The 14,802-nt window shown below is 70.4% G+C and carries 10 protein-coding genes, 1 tRNA gene and 2 pseudogenes; 3 read left to right on the plus strand and 10 right to left on the minus strand.

The features are described 5' to 3' along the window. Window positions 1-165 precede the first annotated feature (165 nt). From AB0P17_RS32755 to AB0P17_RS32780, 6 genes are all read right to left on the minus strand, one after another. A complete protein-coding gene (locus AB0P17_RS32755; RefSeq protein ID WP_365816757.1) occupies window positions 166-891 on the minus strand; it encodes a TIM barrel protein in 726 nt (241 codons plus the stop codon). Between the two features lie 267 nt (window positions 892-1,158). Continuing rightward, the gene (locus tag AB0P17_RS32760) at window positions 1,159-4,620 is read right to left on the minus strand and encodes a ThuA domain-containing protein (protein ID WP_365816661.1); all 3,462 of its coding nucleotides are present in this window, start codon (window positions 4,618-4,620) and stop codon (window positions 1,159-1,161) included. 206 nt (window positions 4,621-4,826) lie between these two features. Then, window positions 4,827-5,684: an aldo/keto reductase gene (locus tag AB0P17_RS32765; protein WP_365816663.1), complete on the minus strand. Its 858-nt coding sequence runs from the start codon at window positions 5,682-5,684 to the stop codon at window positions 4,827-4,829. Between the two features lie 165 nt (window positions 5,685-5,849). Next, window positions 5,850-6,377 (minus strand): DUF664 domain-containing protein, encoded by a 528-nt coding sequence (locus AB0P17_RS32770; RefSeq protein ID WP_365816665.1) that lies wholly within the window; start codon window positions 6,375-6,377, stop codon window positions 5,850-5,852. 83 nt (window positions 6,378-6,460) lie between these two features. After that, the gene (locus tag AB0P17_RS32775; RefSeq protein WP_365816667.1) at window positions 6,461-7,360 is read right to left on the minus strand and encodes a transketolase; all 900 of its coding nucleotides are present in this window, start codon (window positions 7,358-7,360) and stop codon (window positions 6,461-6,463) included. Window positions 7,361-7,422: 62 nt separating this feature from the next. After that, the gene (locus AB0P17_RS32780) at window positions 7,423-8,070 is read right to left on the minus strand and encodes a transketolase (RefSeq protein WP_365816759.1); all 648 of its coding nucleotides are present in this window, start codon (window positions 8,068-8,070) and stop codon (window positions 7,423-7,425) included. Window positions 8,071-8,301: 231 nt separating this feature from the next. On the opposite strand from AB0P17_RS32780, the gene AB0P17_RS32785 reads away from it, so the two are divergent. After that, a tRNA-Pro gene (locus AB0P17_RS32785) sits at window positions 8,302-8,375 on the plus strand. A 314-nt stretch (window positions 8,376-8,689) separates the two neighbouring features. Continuing rightward, window positions 8,690-8,858: pseudogene (locus AB0P17_RS32790) on the plus strand (IS1380 family transposase); the annotation flags it as partial. A 224-nt stretch (window positions 8,859-9,082) separates the two neighbouring features. On the opposite strand, the pseudogene AB0P17_RS32795 reads toward AB0P17_RS32790, so the two are convergent. From AB0P17_RS32795 to AB0P17_RS32810, 4 genes and pseudogenes are all read right to left on the minus strand, one after another. After that, a pseudogene (locus AB0P17_RS32795) lies at window positions 9,083-9,414 on the minus strand (hypothetical protein); the annotation flags it as partial. A gap of 61 nt (window positions 9,415-9,475) precedes the next feature. After that, a complete protein-coding gene (locus AB0P17_RS32800) occupies window positions 9,476-10,378 on the minus strand; it encodes an SMP-30/gluconolactonase/LRE family protein (protein WP_365816669.1) in 903 nt (300 codons plus the stop codon). Window positions 10,379-10,508: 130 nt separating this feature from the next. Continuing rightward, window positions 10,509-11,042: a PfkB family carbohydrate kinase gene (locus AB0P17_RS32805; RefSeq protein WP_365816671.1), complete on the minus strand. Its 534-nt coding sequence runs from the start codon at window positions 11,040-11,042 to the stop codon at window positions 10,509-10,511. Between the two features lie 236 nt (window positions 11,043-11,278). After that, the gene (locus AB0P17_RS32810; protein ID WP_365816673.1) at window positions 11,279-12,055 is read right to left on the minus strand and encodes an SDR family NAD(P)-dependent oxidoreductase; all 777 of its coding nucleotides are present in this window, start codon (window positions 12,053-12,055) and stop codon (window positions 11,279-11,281) included. Between the two features lie 334 nt (window positions 12,056-12,389). On the opposite strand from AB0P17_RS32810, the gene AB0P17_RS32815 reads away from it, so the two are divergent. Continuing rightward, window positions 12,390-14,771 (plus strand): beta-galactosidase, encoded by a 2,382-nt coding sequence (locus AB0P17_RS32815; RefSeq protein WP_365816675.1) that lies wholly within the window; start codon window positions 12,390-12,392, stop codon window positions 14,769-14,771. The last annotated feature ends 31 nt before the right edge of the window (window positions 14,772-14,802 follow it).

Consider the following 14,802-nt stretch of genomic DNA (forward strand, 5'->3'; position numbering starts at 1 on the left):
CCCCTGCCCCCCGGCCCCCGGCGGGGGGGCGCGGGCCCGTCCCCCCGCACGGCCCCCGGCTCCCGCCGTGTTGAGCACCGCCCGTCGGGCCCTCGTCCCGCTGACCGGCCCCACACATGGGTGAGCCGCGCGCCCCGACCGGCGCGCGGCTCACCCCTGCGCGGCTCAGTAGCGCAGCCGCGCCAGATACCGGTAGCTGCGCAGCGCCGTCAGGAACGGGTCGGCCGGTGTGTCGTGCTCCACCAGCCACTGCCGTACGCCCCCGGACCGCGCCGTGTCGAACATCGCCGGGAAGTCCAGCACACCGGAGCCGACGTCCTCGAACCCGCCTTCCGGCGTCATGTCCTTGACGTGCAGCGCGGGGAACCGGCCGGGGTGGGTCACGAACAGCCGGCGTGGATCGTCACCGCCCTTCGACGCCCAGTACACGTCCAGTTCGAAACCCACCAGCTCCGGATCGGTCTCCTTGAGCAGGATGCCGTACAGGCTCTCCCCGTCGACGGTGGCGTGGTCGCCGTCGTGATTGTGGAAGAGCACCCGGAGCCCGGCGCGGCGCGCGAGCAGCCCCGCCGCGTTGAACTGCCGTGCCGCCTCGCGGTATCCGGCCGGTGAGTGCATCGTGGTGGGCAGGCTCGGCACCACGATCCACCGGCCGCCGAGCACCCGGACATCCTCGATCGCCTGCGGCAGGCCACTGCCGGTGACCGTGGGGTAGGCGACGTGTTCGAGCACCGCCCGCAGCCCGGTGGCGTCCAGCATCGCGCGGATGGCCGCCGCGCTGTGTCCGTGCCGGCCGCTGACCCCGACCGTGGCGTAGCCGATCCGGGACAGGCGCTCCAGCGTTCCGCCGAAGTCCGAGGCCAGCGGGGTGCGCATGGTGTACAGATGCATACCGATCGCGGACGGCGGGATCCGCCGGTGGAGCCGCCCGGGGCCGGTGGCGCTCGCGCTCCCCGCGCCGCTCAGCGCGACGGCCGTCCCCGCCGCCGCGCCGAGGAACGCCCGTCTGCCGGTGACGGCGCCGCCTATGGCGTCGTGGAGGCTCGTGCGACCCCCCTGACTTCCTTGGGTTCCCAGGCTCCCCTGGGTCGCGCGACTCCCACGGCTCCTGTGGCTCTCGCGGTTCCTGTGGCTCTCGTGGCTCATCCCACTCCCCTCTCAGCGTGCGTCGACACGGACCGCGCCCGTCGTCGTGTCGCCCCGGTCGTCGGTGACGGTCAGCCGCGCCGTGTACGCGCCCGCCCGGGCGTACGTGTGTGTCGCGCTCGGGCCCTCCGGACCGGCCGGCGTGGTGTTGTCGCCGTAGTCCCAGTGGTACGAGGCGATGGTGCGCCCGGCCAACGGCTTGACCTTCGAGATGAGTTGGAAGGCGCGCGGCGTCGATCCGTCCGCCGTCGCCCCGACCGTCACCTTCGTGGCCGGTTTCTTCTCGACACCGGTGCCGTTGAAGTGCAGCCAGTCCACCGCGAGCAGATCCGGACCCTGCTCGGTCCAGGCGGGGTTGGTGAAGGCGGCGTACAGCTTCACCGTGCGCCCGGGATCGACGAGATCGGTGGTGGGGGAGACGATATTGCCGTAGCCGCCGGTGACGGGGATGGTCACCTTGCCCAGCAGCGGGCCGGTGGGGGAGTCCGCGCGGAACTCGATGTCCCCGCCGATGCCGCCCGAGGAGGCGCCGACCGTCACCGAACCGATGCCCTTCAGCGATACCGGGTCGAAGGCGATCCAGTCGCCGTCCTCGATCTCACCGAGCCGCTTGCCGCCGGAGGAGTCGGCCCGGTCCACGGTCTGGGCCCCGCCGTGCGCGCCGCCGGTCGACGTGCGGTGCTCCGCCTCGCGGAAGGCGGTGCGCAGGGTCCCCGAGGCCGAACCGGTCAGGGCGGGCACGCCGTCCGCGCCGCCCTTGTCCTCGTAGCGCGCGGTGATCCCGTAGTACAGGTTCTGCCCGGGACCGTGACTGTCCCCGGCGTCGGTGACGATCTCCCCCGTGCAGCCGGTGTAGTTGTCCAGCGGATGGAGGTGGCTGTCGTGGCCGAGCTGGGACTGGACGACCACCCGTGAGCAGTCGATCCTGCCGCCCGGACCGGTCTTCCCGTCCTCCCGGTCCGTCACCTTCACGGTGAACGGGATGGTGTCACCGAAGCGGAAGATCCCGCCGTCCGGGGGCTGTTGGATCGTCACCACCGGACGTGTGTTGCCGACGGTGATCTCCTGGACCGAGAGCCCGGTCAGCCCGCCCGGTCCGGTGACGGTGAGCCGGGCGGTGAACCGGCCCTTCTCCCGGTAGACATGGGACGGGTTGGGCTCCGTCGAGTCGGTTGTCCCGTCACCGTCGAAGTCCCAGGCGTAGCGGACCGGCTGGTTGTCGGGCAGTCCGGAGCCCGCGCTGGAGAACGCGACGGTGAGCGGCGCGGCCCCGGTGTCCGGGGTCGCCGTGGTCTTGGCCTCGGGCAGCCGGTTGTCCCCGACATGGTCGATCCGGTAGATGCCGGAGCCCTCGTTGCTGCCGCCGCGGCCGGTGCCGCTGCCGAGCCCGAAGTCGATGACGTACAGGGCGCCGTCGGGTCCGAAGTCCGCGTCGAAGGGCTGGTTCCACGACATGTCGCCGAACACACCGTTGATGGACTGGAGGTCACCGGCCTTCACCGGTGGGAACCGCGGATCGGTGAACGTCTGGTCCTTCTCCTGGAACGAGAAGGTCTTGAACCACTTCCTGGTCAGCTCGTAGACCAGCCACTTCCCCTCGAAGTACTCCGGGAACTTGGACGGGTAGGCGTTGTCCGGGTCGTAGTCGTAGACCGGGCCGCTCATCGGCGCGCCGCCGCCCGTGCCCAGTTCGGGGAAGTCGGCCGAGGCCGAGTAGGCGTACCAGACCGTCGCCGGTACGGCGGGCGGCAGTTCGCGCAGGCCGGTGTTGTTCGGCGAGTCGTTGACCAGGTTCGCGCAGTCGAACTTCGCGCCCGGGGTGCCGGTGGCGAAGTCGTAGTCGTTGAACGGGGTGTTGGCGCCGACACAGTACGGCCAGCCGTAGTTCCCGGCCTTGGTGATCCGGTTGTACTCGACCGTGCCCTCGGGCCCCCGGTTGGCGACGGCGGCGCGCGCGTCGGGTCCGTAGTCGCCCACCAGCAGTGCCCCGCTCCGCGGGTCGGTGGTGATGCGGAACGGGTTGCGCAGGCCCATCGCGTAGATCTCGGGGCGGGTGAGTTCCGTACCCGGGGCGAAGAGGTTGCCTTCGGGAACGGTGTACGTTCCGTCGTCCCGCGGTGTGATCCGCAGGACCTTGCCGCGCAGGTCGTTGGTGTTGCCGGCCGTCCCCTGGGCGTCCCAGGCGCGGCGCCCCGCGCGCTCGTCGATCGGGGTGAACCCGTCGGAGGCGAACGGATCGGTGTTGTCGCCGGTCGCGATGTACAGGTCGCCGTTCTTGTCGAACGCGATCGACCCGGCCATGTGCGAGTTCGCCCGGCCCTCGCCGCGCAGCGTCGGGAACGTGAGCAGGCGTTTCTCGGAGGCGGGATCGACGGTGCCGCCCGTGACCGTGAAGCGCGACAGGTTGAGCTGTTTCTCGTTCTTGTCGGAGTGCAGCAGATAGAGCCATCGGTTCGTCGCGAAGTCCGGGTCGAGCGCGAGGCCGAGAAGTCCGTCGGACTGGCTCGTCATCTCCGGTGTGTACGCGAAGTCCAGCGCGGTCGAGACCTGGAGCGATTCCTGGTCGATCACCTTGAGCTTGCCGGTGCGCTCGATGAAGAAGACCCGGCGGTCGGGGGCCACGGCCAGCTCGAAGGGGTCGGCGAGGTCGCTGGTGACCAACGGGGTGCGCTGGTAGGCGCTCGTACGGTTGGCGGTGCAGTCACCGGGCGCGTTGCCCGCCGCCCACTGGATGCCGCCGAGCAGATGCGAGAGGAAGGCGTCCTCCTCGAACGAGGCCGCGTCATGCCCGCCGGCGGTGAACCAGGAGCGTCCGCCGTCGTAGTTCTGGCACCAGGACCACGGATGGTCGACGCCCTCGTCCAGGCCGTCGATCCCGTCGTTCACCTTGATCTGGGCGAGGGTGTGCACCTTCCCCGTCGGGTTGGTGCGCCAGTTGTACCACTCCTCGGTACGCTCCCAGAGCTGCGGAAGGTCACGGGTGGAGGGGTGCGTACGGTCGAGTACCTTCACCCGGCCCGTCTGGACGGCCGGGTGCTTGTCGAAGACCGCGCCGACCAGCCCCTCGTACCAGCTCCAGTCGCGCTCGCTGGCGGACGCGGAGTGCAGTCCGACCCAGCCGCCGCCCCCGCGCACGAACCCCTGGAGGGCGGTGCGTTGGGCGGCGTCGAGCAGATCTCCGCTCTCCGGTGTGGAGTTGGTGTTGTTGAAGACGATCGCCTGGAAGCGGGACAGATTCTCCTCGGTGAAGGCGGCGGCGTCGGACGTGGCCTCCACGTCGAAGCCGTTCTCGCTGCCGAGTCGCTCAACAGCCTTGATACCGGCGGGAATCGAGTCGTGCTCGAAGTTGGTGACCTTGGAGAAGACCAGAACGCGGAACGGCGCCGCCTCCGCCGGGGGCGGGACGGCCACCCCGGCACCGAGGACGAGCGCGAGCAACGCGATGATCACGAGATAGGGCGACTTGGCTCTCATAGGCGCTCCCGGTGCTGGTTGGGCCGACGGGTTAGAAAGCGCTTTCAGGAGTACGTCGCACAGCGTAGGTCCCCGTATCACGGAGAGGCAATGGGTCGGAAGGGCCTTCTGCGACAGGGGTGTCGGGACGGACCGGGCGCCGCCGCGGGCCTACGGCGCCGCCCGGACCCGTCCCGCCGCGTCGGGCGGCGTCCGGCTCCGCCGTGTCAGGCGGCGTCCAGCTCCGCCACCTCGGCCGGGGTGAGGACGAGCTCCGCCGCCGCCACCGAGTCGACGATCGTCCCGGGCCGGCTGGAGCCGGGGATCGGCACCACCGTGGGCGACTTGGCCAGCATCCAGGCCAGGCAGACCTGCTGCGGGCTGACCCCGTGCGCCTCCGCGATCCGGGCGAACGGGGCGTACGAGGAGCCGAGTTCAGCGGCGTTCTTGATGCCGCCGAACGGGCTCCACGGCAGGAACGCGATCCCCAGCTCCGCGCAGAGCTCCAGCTCCGGCTCGCTGGAACGGAAGGCGGGCGAGAACTGGTTCTGCACGGAGACCAGCCGCCCGCCGAGGATCTCGTTCGCCGAACGGATCTGTTCCGGATTCGCGTTGGAGATGCCCGCCTGCCGTATCTTGCCCTCGTCCAGCAGATCGCGCAGGGCGCCGATCGACTCCTCGTACGGCACCTTCGGGTCCGGGCGGTGGAACTGGTACAGCCCGATCGACTCCACCCCGAGCCGTCCCAGCGACGCCTCGCAGGCGCGCCTCAGGTGCTCGGGGGAGCCGTCCAGCGTCCATGAACCGTCGCCGGGACGCAGGTGGCCGCCCTTCGTGGCCACGAGAACCTCCGGCCCGCGCGGGTGGGAGGCGAGCGCCTTGGCGATCAGTGTCTCGTTGTGACCGACGTCGGTGGCGAGCAGGTGGTAGGCGTCGGCCGTGTCGATCAGTGTCACACCGGCGTCCAGCGCGGCGTGCAGAGTCGCGAGGGAGCGGGCCTCGTCGGGCCGGCCCTCGATGGACATGGGCATACCGCCGAGCCCGATCGCGCTGACGTCGACGGCTCCGATGCGGCGAGTCTTCATGGTGGGGGCACACCTTTCCTGCTGGGGACGTGCTGCCGGTTCCACCCCAGCCTCGCAAGTTGATCGGCTACGCGTCCAACAGAAGACGACAATTCCTCGTCGGAACATGTCGAAACATCGCCGCGCCCTGTCATCTCCCCCGGGGGGACCGGCCGGGTGCCCGGCTCAAGGCCGCTCCAGCCAGCCCCGGACGAAGGCCGCCTGGCCGGCGTGCTGGAGATCGTCGGAGACGACGCTGACCAGCCGCACCCCCAGGGTGACGGCCGGGGTCCACGCCTCGTCGACGATCCGCCCGAGATCCGCGTCCGCCAGCGCCCCGAGATACGCGACGGTCCGGTCATGGACGGCGTCGTGGTACTCGGACAGCAGCTCGGCCGTGACCCCGCCGAGCCTCGCCACGTCCTTGGCGGAGTGCCCGTAACCGGTGGCGCCCGGCCGGAACGGCAGCCCGAACCGCCCGTGCCAGCCCTGCGCCGTCCACACCTGCTCCGTACCGGCGGCATCCGCGATGTGGTCGTCCTGGATCCGGGTGAGGTGCCAGACGAGCCAGGCGATGGAGTTGGCCCCGTCGTCGATCCGCACCTCCAGCTCGTCGGGGGAGAGCCCGTCGACCGCGCCGTGGACCGTCTCCCGGATACGGCCGAAGGCGTCGACGAGCAGTTCCGCGCTCGCGGTGGTCGGGGTCACGGTCATGGCTGGCTCCCTCGGTGCTCCGGACTTCTCGGCCGCGCCACGGCGGCCCCGTGCGGACTCCAGGATCGCTCCCGCCGGAGAGGTCAGCGCGCCAGGAGCGCCGAGACGCGCTCGCGCAGCGCGGCCGGGTCCAGCCCGTGCGCCGCGACATGCTCGTCGAGCGTGCCGTAACGGCGCAGCTCACGGCGGTTCACCCCGAGCCCCAGCACCCGGTGCGGGACCGCCTCCAGCGCGTCGTTGGCGGCGGCCGTGGAGGTCCCGGCGAGATACGGCTCCACGATCACCACATCGGCCCGGTCCGCGCCCGCCACGGCACGGCGCAGCGCCGTGCCGTCGAAGGGCCGTACGGTCGCGGCGTACAGCACCGTCACGTCGAGGCCCTCCGTCGCCGCCAGCACGTTGTCCAGCAGGGGCCCGACGGCGACCACGACGCCGCCCCTTCCCTCGCGTACGGTGCCGAAGCCGGTCCCCGCCACCTCGTGCGCACGGCTGTTGCTCTGGAGCGACAGCCGTACGTAGACCCGGTCGTCCCCGGCGGCGGCGTGCCGCAGCAGGGCCTCGGCCTCGTCGGGGTGGCCGGGCACGTGCACCGTCCAGCCGTCGAGCGTGTCCAGCAGGGCGACATCCCCGGGCGCCATATGGGTGAAGCCGCCCGAGGGGTAGTCGTACGACGCCCCGGCGCTCACCAGCACCCCGCCCACTCCCTGGTGGCCGAAGTCCAGCTTGACCTGCTCGAAGGGGCGCTCGATCAGGAAGCTGGCGAAGGTGTGCACGATCGGGCGCAGCCCGGCGAGCGCCAGCCCGCCGCCCACGCCGACCAGGAGCTGCTCGCGGATCCCGACATTGATCACCCGGTCCGGATGGCGGCGCTGGGCCGCCATGAAGCCGTCGCCGCTGATCTCGGCGAGGACGACCGCGAGACGCGGGTCCTCGTCCAGCAGCCGGGAGGCGGTGGAGATGAAACGGTCACGCATGGTGTCCATGGAGATGTACCTCTCTCGGGTCTCGTGTCCCGTGTGCCGTACGGAGGCGATGGGGGGCGTGGTCAGTCCTTGGGCTCGACCCGGGCCACGACGGCGCGGGGCCGCCCGGCGTGCGGCGCGGTGAAGGCGGCGTACAGCGCCTCGTGGTCGCGGCCGTCGACGGTCTCGGCCGACCAGCCGGCCGCCTCGAACCGGGAGGCGATACCGCCGGGCCAGCCGTAGGTCGCGGAGCTGTTGTCGATCACGAGGGTGTGGAGCTGTTCGAGCCCGGCGGGACCGGCGAAGGCGAGCGCCTCGTGGTTGCTGCCCTCGTCCAGCTCCGCGTCACCGATCAGCACCCACACGTGCGGCTCCGTGAGCCCCCGCGCCCGCAGCCCGAGCACACTGCCCACGGCGAGCGGCAGCCCGTGCCCCAGCGAGCCGCTGCCGATCTCGACCCCCGGCAGCAGGGTCCGGTCGGGGTGGTGGCCGAGCGGTGAGCCGTACGAGCCGAAGCCGGGCAGCAGCTCCTCGGCGAGGAACCCCTTGGCGGCGAGGACCGCGTAGTACGCCATCGGCCCGTGCCCCTTGGAGAGCAGGAACCGGTCCCGCCCCGCGTCGTCGGCGCTCCCCGGCGTCACGCGCAGCACCCGGTCGTAGAGCACCCACAGGGCGTCCAGGGTGGAGGTCGCGGCGGGCCCGTGCTTCTCGTCGCCGGTCATCAGGGCCATGAGCCGGTGCAGCTCCCGCGCCGAGCCGGTGAGCGCGCCTTCGGTGCCTTCCGTACTGTTCGCGCGGGTCGTCTCTGTCGTCGTCATACGAGCCACGGTGCAACGTCAAGCGCGCTTGAGGTCAAGGCGCCCCGTCCGGTCCGCCCGGAAAGCGATTCGTGACCACCGGCCCGAGTGCGGTATTGTTCTCATGCGCGATCGGGCCGGGGAAACCCCAGGTCAGACGGGCATCGGGACGTGGCGCAGCTTGGTAGCGCACTTGACTGGGGGTCAAGGGGTCGCAGGTTCAAATCCTGTCGTCCCGACTTGTGTTTTCGCAGGTCGTAGGCGGTATCGGAGAATCCGGTACCGCCTTTCGGTTGTTCTTGGGGACCGGTTGGGGACCACGGGGTCCAGCGGCGTCGTGCCGCTGCCTGCTGGACGGCGAGGGTGAGGGGTGCGCGGACGGGGTTGAGGTGTGCGGTGAGGGCGTGGGCGGCGTTGGTGATCTGGGTCGTTTCGGGGTGGAGGTAGCGCTGGGTGGTGAGGAGGGAGCCGTGTCCGGCGATTTGCGGAGGCCGTGGGCGGGGACGCCGGCGTCGGCGATCCAGCCGTGGACGGTACGGTCGACGGCTCACCTGCTTTCGCCACCAACACCAAGGGCGGCCGGATCGCCGCCCTCGAACTGCGCCACCGACGGCGGCCCACTGCGAGGACCGCATCAGAAACGCCCGCACGACCGGTCTGCCAACCTGCCCCTGCACGACACCGCACAGAACCAGATCTGGCTGGAGATCGCCCAGATCGCAGTGACCTCTACTGGGACCCGGTCATGATTCCCGCACCCGGCGTGGGATGGGAAGTGGGCCAGCCCAATTTCGTCAGCAACACCACCCTGTTCGACTTCAACGGAAAGGCGCTGCCCGCCTTGAGCGCCTACCGCACCGCGTGATCCCGCCGGTGCCGCGCGTGGGCGACACCCCTCGCTGACGAGCCGATCCGGCAGCGAACACGAGGATCAACAATCCCTTGGCCCGTGCAGGGCCTGCGACGTGATCGCGGCGGCCAGGATCTGCGGCGGCATGCTCGGCCGCCCGTTCGCCGACGGGTACATGTCCGCGAACATCTCAGCCGGAAACAACTCGCCACGATGCTCGGCCAGGAACGCGAACACACTCCCGGCCGGAATCAGCTGCCGGCACGTCTCCCACACGTCCGGCCCGACCATCTCACCAACCCACTCACCCTTCGCCACATGACGAGTCTGGTCCTGCCGCTGACGCGGCAGGACCAGAACCCCGTGATCCTCACGAGTCTTCTAGGCCGGAATCTGCAAGCGTCGCCCTCAGCCGGCACCGAGACCATGGCAACGCCTGTCGCCCGGGCCCACCTGCAGGGCGAGGCGGGCCGACAAGTGAACGCACACTCAGACGGACGACTCGGCCAGTGAAGGATCGGTACTGAAGGCCACCGGAGCGGTGGCAGCGCAGGCGGCGCGAAGTACAGCCCCGTCCCACGGCCCCGGATCGGGCAGTCCGTACGAAGCGGTCGTCACGATCAGGTCCCGGCCGGTCAAGCAGACAGCTGTGGGCTGCTGAGCAGGCACGTCCACGCTCTGCAGCAGCTGTCCTTGAGGGCTGTAGCGGCGGATCCGGCCGCCACCCCAGATCGCCGACCAGATACACCCCTCGGCGTCGACCGTCATGCCGTCCGGGCTGCCCTCCTCCGGGTCGACGCGGAACACCAGCCGACGGTCGGACAGTTCGGCGGTGCGGGGGTCGACGGCGAACGCCTCCACGGTGCCGTGGGCAGAGTCGGCAAGGTAGAGGGTGTGGCCGTCCGGGCTGAAAGCCGGACCGTTGGGGATGGTCAGCCCGTCCAGTACGCAGGTGACCGAGCCGTCGGCGTCCCAGCGGTGCAGCGCGCCGGAGCCCTCGGCGGCATTGTAGGCCATGGTGCCTGCCCACATCCGCCCGGCGGAGTCACAGACGGCGTCGTTCATGCGCTGCGCGCCACCGGCCTGGTGCGACACCTCGGTACTGCGGATGGTCCGGCCGACGGCGTCCAGGACCGCAAAGGACACACCGGTGGCCGCGGCCCAGCCGTGACCGGCACCCAGAGGGGCCACGGCTCCCAAGGGCTCCGGCAGGTGCGCCAGTTCCGTGAGTGTGCCCGTCTCCTCATCGGGCAGGCGCAGCAGTCTGCCGGTGAGGATGTCGACGAGCACCACGGTGCCGTCTGCGAGGAGGCGCGGGCCCTCGCCGAGTTCCAGCCGGACGTTGGTGACAGGCGTGAATGCGCCGACCGGTTGGTGAGCGGGCAGAGGCATGGACGGCCTTTCGTTCCGAGAGGAGGGAAGGGGCGGGAGGCGAGAGCGCGCCGGGTGTGGTCAGCGCACGGCTCCGCCCGGTGTCGTATCGAGGAGGGGGAGTTCGTCCCGGCGCGGAAGCCCCTCCCAGTCACCGGCGCACGCGACCGCGAAGGCGGCTGTGCGGGTGGCCCTGTGCCGTCCAGCCGTGGCCTGCTGCGTACTCGGCCGCGGCCCGTACGGCGGTCTGAGGACCTGCACCCAGAGCGCAGGTGATGCCGGTCAGGTGCAGCAGACGGGATCCGGTGTCCAAAGCGCTCTTGAGGTGGTGTGGCTCCACCCAGGAGGCGGCCGATCCTGCGCGCCAGTACTGCACGCGGGCCGCGTCGGCGACCCTACGCTCACGCAGCAGGGCGCCAGTGGGGGCGGCTTCGTCGACTGTCGCATGCCGCACGTCGACGCCTTCGCCACGTAGCGTTCGCAGGACGATCCGCCCCGGCTCGTCGGCGCCGACCCGGCCGGCCCAGGCGACGTCGTGGCCCAGCCGGGCGAGCCCTATGGCGACGTTGGACTCGGCCCCTGCGACGGTTGTGCGGGCCTGGCCGCCCGTGGTCAGCGCTCCTTCCACCTGGAGGGAGAGCATCGTCTCGCCGAACGTCAAAACCTGCCGCGTCGACGCTGCCATGTGGTGACTCCCGTGGCGTACACAGCCAGGAAGGCGCGGGCCCGATCCCGCAGTTGCGTAAGGTCCCCGCCGCTGGGCGCATCGCCCAGCAGTGGCGAGCCCACCCCGACGTCGTCGGTCTCGATACGGCAGAACAGCCAGCGGGGAGGGACGGCAAAATTTTCGACCCGAGTGATCTTCAAAGAGGTGGCTCCCATGGGCAGGCATTGAGGTGAAGGAGTACTGAGGGCGCGCCTTCACGAGGAGTTCTTCAGCACGCTCCACCCGCCGTCGACGACGAGCGACGCTCCAGTCACGAACGACGCGTCGTCGCCGGCGAGAAAGGCGATGGCACCGGCGACCTCGTCCGGCCGGCCCAGTCGGCCCACCGCGGTCTCGGCGGCACTGGACTGGCGGTCCTTCTCGACGATGTCGTCCCAGGCCTGGGTCAGGACCGGACCGGGCAGCACACTGTTCACCCGGATCTGACCGCCGTACTCGACGGCCAACTGCCGGGCCAGGCCGGTGAGACCGGCCTTCGCGGCGGCGTACGCGGGTCGTCCGGGCAGACCCACCAGGGCATGCACGGAAGAGACGAGAACGACGCTGCCGGCGGTGGCGATGAGATCGTCCAGGCAGGCCCGCATGCCGAGGAACGAACCGTTCAGGGTCACGGAGAGCTGCTGGTTCCACTGGGCGGCGCTGGTCTCGTGAGCCGCTGCGACACGGACCGCATACGCGTTGTTCACCAGCACCTGTACCGGACCGAACGCATGGCGGGCAGCCCTGACGAGCTGGTCCCAGGACGACTCCTCAGCGACGTCGCAGTACTGGAAGAGCGCCTGACCGCCCCCGTCCCGGATGGAGACAGCCACGGTCTTTCCGGCTTCCTCGTCGATGTCGTCGACGATCACGCGGGCACCTTCAGCGGCGAGACGCCGGGCCGTGGCAGCTCCGATACCGGAAGCCGCGCCGGTAACCAGCGCGCACCGCCCGCTGAGGCGTTCCGTGAGAGGCACACGTGCGGGATGCATGAAACGACTCTTGTGGCGTGGGCAGCAACAACACCGGCTATTAATTATCCGTGGGTGCCAAGAGGTGGTGGACGCCTTGCCGGCGAGGTGCTCAAGGGCCGCCGCGGACGGCCCTTGAGGCTGGACTCGCACGGCGGGTGGTGGGTGCGGCACCGGGGTGGGGTGGCGGGTTGTGATGCGGGACGGCGGCGGTCGCGCGCCGCGGGAGACTTCCGGGGAGACCCTTCGTCGCGGGGTTCACTGACCAGAAATTATGAATTAATCTGCGGTTGTCGAGTGACGACACCGCCGGCCCGGCACAGCCTGGACTGGCACCGAGCCAGGAGGCCCGACCGTGCACACCCTGACCCTGCGCCCCACCACAACGCCGTTGAGCGGCCATCTGAGGATGGGGGAGACCGAGGGGCCAGACCGGATCCACGTGACCAACACCCACGTCATGCGGGGCGAGCGCCCGTGGTTCCCGGTCATGGGCGAGTTCCACTTCACCCGCTACCCCCGCGGCAGATGGCGCGAGCAGCTCCTGAGCATGCGCGCCGGAGGCATCGACGTCGTCGCCACCTACCTCTTCTGGCATCACCACGAAGAAGACCGTGGCACCTTCCGGTTCGACGGCAACCGGAACCTCCGCGCATTTCTGGAAGTGGCCGCCGAATGCGGCCTGGACGCCGTTGTGAGGATCGGCCCCTGGTCCCACGGGGAAGCGCGTTACGGTGGATTCCCCGAGTGGGTCCAGCACTCCGGCACCCAGGTCCGCACGGATGACCCCGCCTACCTCGAGTTCGTCCAGCCCTACTACGCGCGCGTCAGCGCCGAACTCGACGGCCTGTACCACGCCCAGGGCGGACCGATCATCGCCATCCAGATCGAGAACGAGCTCTACGACCAGCCCGAACACCTGCGCACCCTCAAGCAGATGGCCCATGACGCAGGGATCAACCCCCCTCTGTGGACCGCCACCGCATGGGGCATGGCGGATCTGCCCGCCGACGAGTTCCTCCCGCTCTATGCCGGCTACCCCGAATCCCCCTGGGACGACGCTCACCCAGGATGGGCTCGCCACAATCGCCGGCACTACTTCTTCACGCCGCTGCGCGACGACCACACCGTGGGCGCGGACCTGCGCCGTAAACCCACGGCGGGCCGAGGGCCGGACCTTGCCCGCTATCCCTACGCCACCTGCGAACTCGGCGGCGGCGTCCAGGTCACCTACCACCGCCGCCCCCGCATCGCCGCGGACGACGTCGCCGCCCTGGCCCTGACGAAGATCGGCTGTGGTTCGGCCCTGCAGGGGTACTACATGTACCAAGGCGGATCCCATGTCATGGACGCCGCGACGACGATGCAGGAATCGCTCGACACCGGCTACACGAACGACCTGCCGATCGTCAGTTACGACTTCCAGGCCCCCCTCGGCGAGTACGGGCAGGTCCGCCCCGTCTACGAGCTGCTGCGGCTGCAGCACCACCTGCTCGCCGCCGCAGGCGAGGCGCTGGCACCGATGCGGTTCGTCGCCCCGGACCAGAGCCCTGAGGGGCTCGACGACAGGGACACACTGAGGTGGGCCGTGCGCACCAACGGCACCTCCGGAATGCTGTTCGTCAATACCTACCAGCCCGGCGGCGAGGACCTCGCCGCACACAGCGGCGTCCGGTTCCGCCTCGACGGCCCGGCAGGCCCACTCGAACTGCCCACGCGAGCCGTGGACATTCCTTCTGGGACCTACTTCGCCTGGCCCTTCCGCTGGCCGCTGCCCGGTGCGGCCACCCTGGAATGGGCCACCGCCCAACTCGTCACCGTCCTGGACGACACGGTCGTGCTGACCCGCACCGCCGGCATTCCGGTCGAACTCGTGCTCAGCGGCATCGATGCGGCATCGGTCAAAGGCTCCCACACCACATCGGAGGACCTCGGCGACGGCCGGACCCTTGTGCGCGTTCCGGAGCCCGGCACCGGTGCGCTCGTCGAACTCGGCGCCCTGCGTCTGCTCGTACTCGATGAGCACACCGCTCGGAACACCGCCGTCGGTGACCTGTGGGGAGCGCGTCGCCTCGTCGCCGGCAACGATCTCCACGTCGTGCCCGACGGAGACCTCCTGCACATCGAGTGCGGACCGAACGGTGGTTCCGTGCTCGTCCACCCGGCGCCTACCGGCCGGATAGCGCTGCAGGACGACCAGAGCTCTCCCTGCCGGACCGCGCCGCTGCGCCTGCGCGATGCCGGCAGGAGAGGCTTCTTCGCGCGCTTCGAGATCGACGCACCCGCGGACGTTCCCAAGGCCGACCTGGTCGAGGTGGCCGCCGCCACCGGGCCCGCCCCTCAACGCGTCGGCGGGCCCTTGGACCGCGCCGCCGCGCCCACCGCCGAGGACTACGCCAGGGGCGCGGCAATCCGTGTCGACGTCGACCCCGGGGCTTTCACCCGTGCACACCGCCTCCTGCTCCAGATCGACTGGATCGGCGACGCCGCCCGCGCGGAACTGGACGGCACTCTCATCGCCGACCAGTTCTGGAACGGAGACCTGTGGGAAATCGACCTTGCGCGGCACCGTGACGCTCTGACGAACGGAGCCGAACTGGTCCTGCGGCTCCTGCCGTTCGATCCCACAGCCAAGATCCATGTCCCGGAGGACGTGCGGCCCACCGAGCAAGCTCTGCACATTTCGTCGAGCCGCCTCGTGCCCGTCTACCGCAGCGCTGTGACGGCCACCGTTTAGGCGCGCAATCCCCGCCAGGCCGCGCCGTCCG

The sequence above is a fragment of the Streptomyces sp. NPDC088124 genome (assembly GCF_040685895.1).
Classification (GTDB): Bacteria; Actinomycetota; Actinomycetes; order Streptomycetales; family Streptomycetaceae; genus Streptomyces.

Bases quoted from the DNA above. Each gene is read 5' to 3' on its own strand.
- AB0P17_RS32755 (WP_365816757.1), bottom strand. From the start codon at position 891: ATGCATCTGTACACCATGCGCACCCCGCTGGCCTCGGACTTCGGCGGA.
- AB0P17_RS32760 (WP_365816661.1), bottom strand. From the start codon at position 4,620: ATGAGAGCCAAGTCGCCCTATCTCGTGATCATCGCGTTGCTCGCGCTC.
- AB0P17_RS32765 (WP_365816663.1), bottom strand. From the start codon at position 5,684: ATGAAGACTCGCCGCATCGGAGCCGTCGACGTCAGCGCGATCGGGCTC.
- AB0P17_RS32770 (WP_365816665.1), bottom strand. From the start codon at position 6,377: ATGACCGTGACCCCGACCACCGCGAGCGCGGAACTGCTCGTCGACGCC.
- AB0P17_RS32775 (WP_365816667.1), bottom strand. From the start codon at position 7,360: ATGGACACCATGCGTGACCGTTTCATCTCCACCGCCTCCCGGCTGCTG.
- AB0P17_RS32780 (WP_365816759.1), bottom strand. From the start codon at position 8,070: ATGGCCCTGATGACCGGCGACGAGAAGCACGGGCCCGCCGCGACCTCC.
- AB0P17_RS32800 (WP_365816669.1), bottom strand. From the start codon at position 10,378: ATGCCTCTGCCCGCTCACCAACCGGTCGGCGCATTCACGCCTGTCACC.
- AB0P17_RS32805 (WP_365816671.1), bottom strand. From the start codon at position 11,042: ATGGCAGCGTCGACGCGGCAGGTTTTGACGTTCGGCGAGACGATGCTC.
- AB0P17_RS32810 (WP_365816673.1), bottom strand. From the start codon at position 12,055: ATGCATCCCGCACGTGTGCCTCTCACGGAACGCCTCAGCGGGCGGTGC.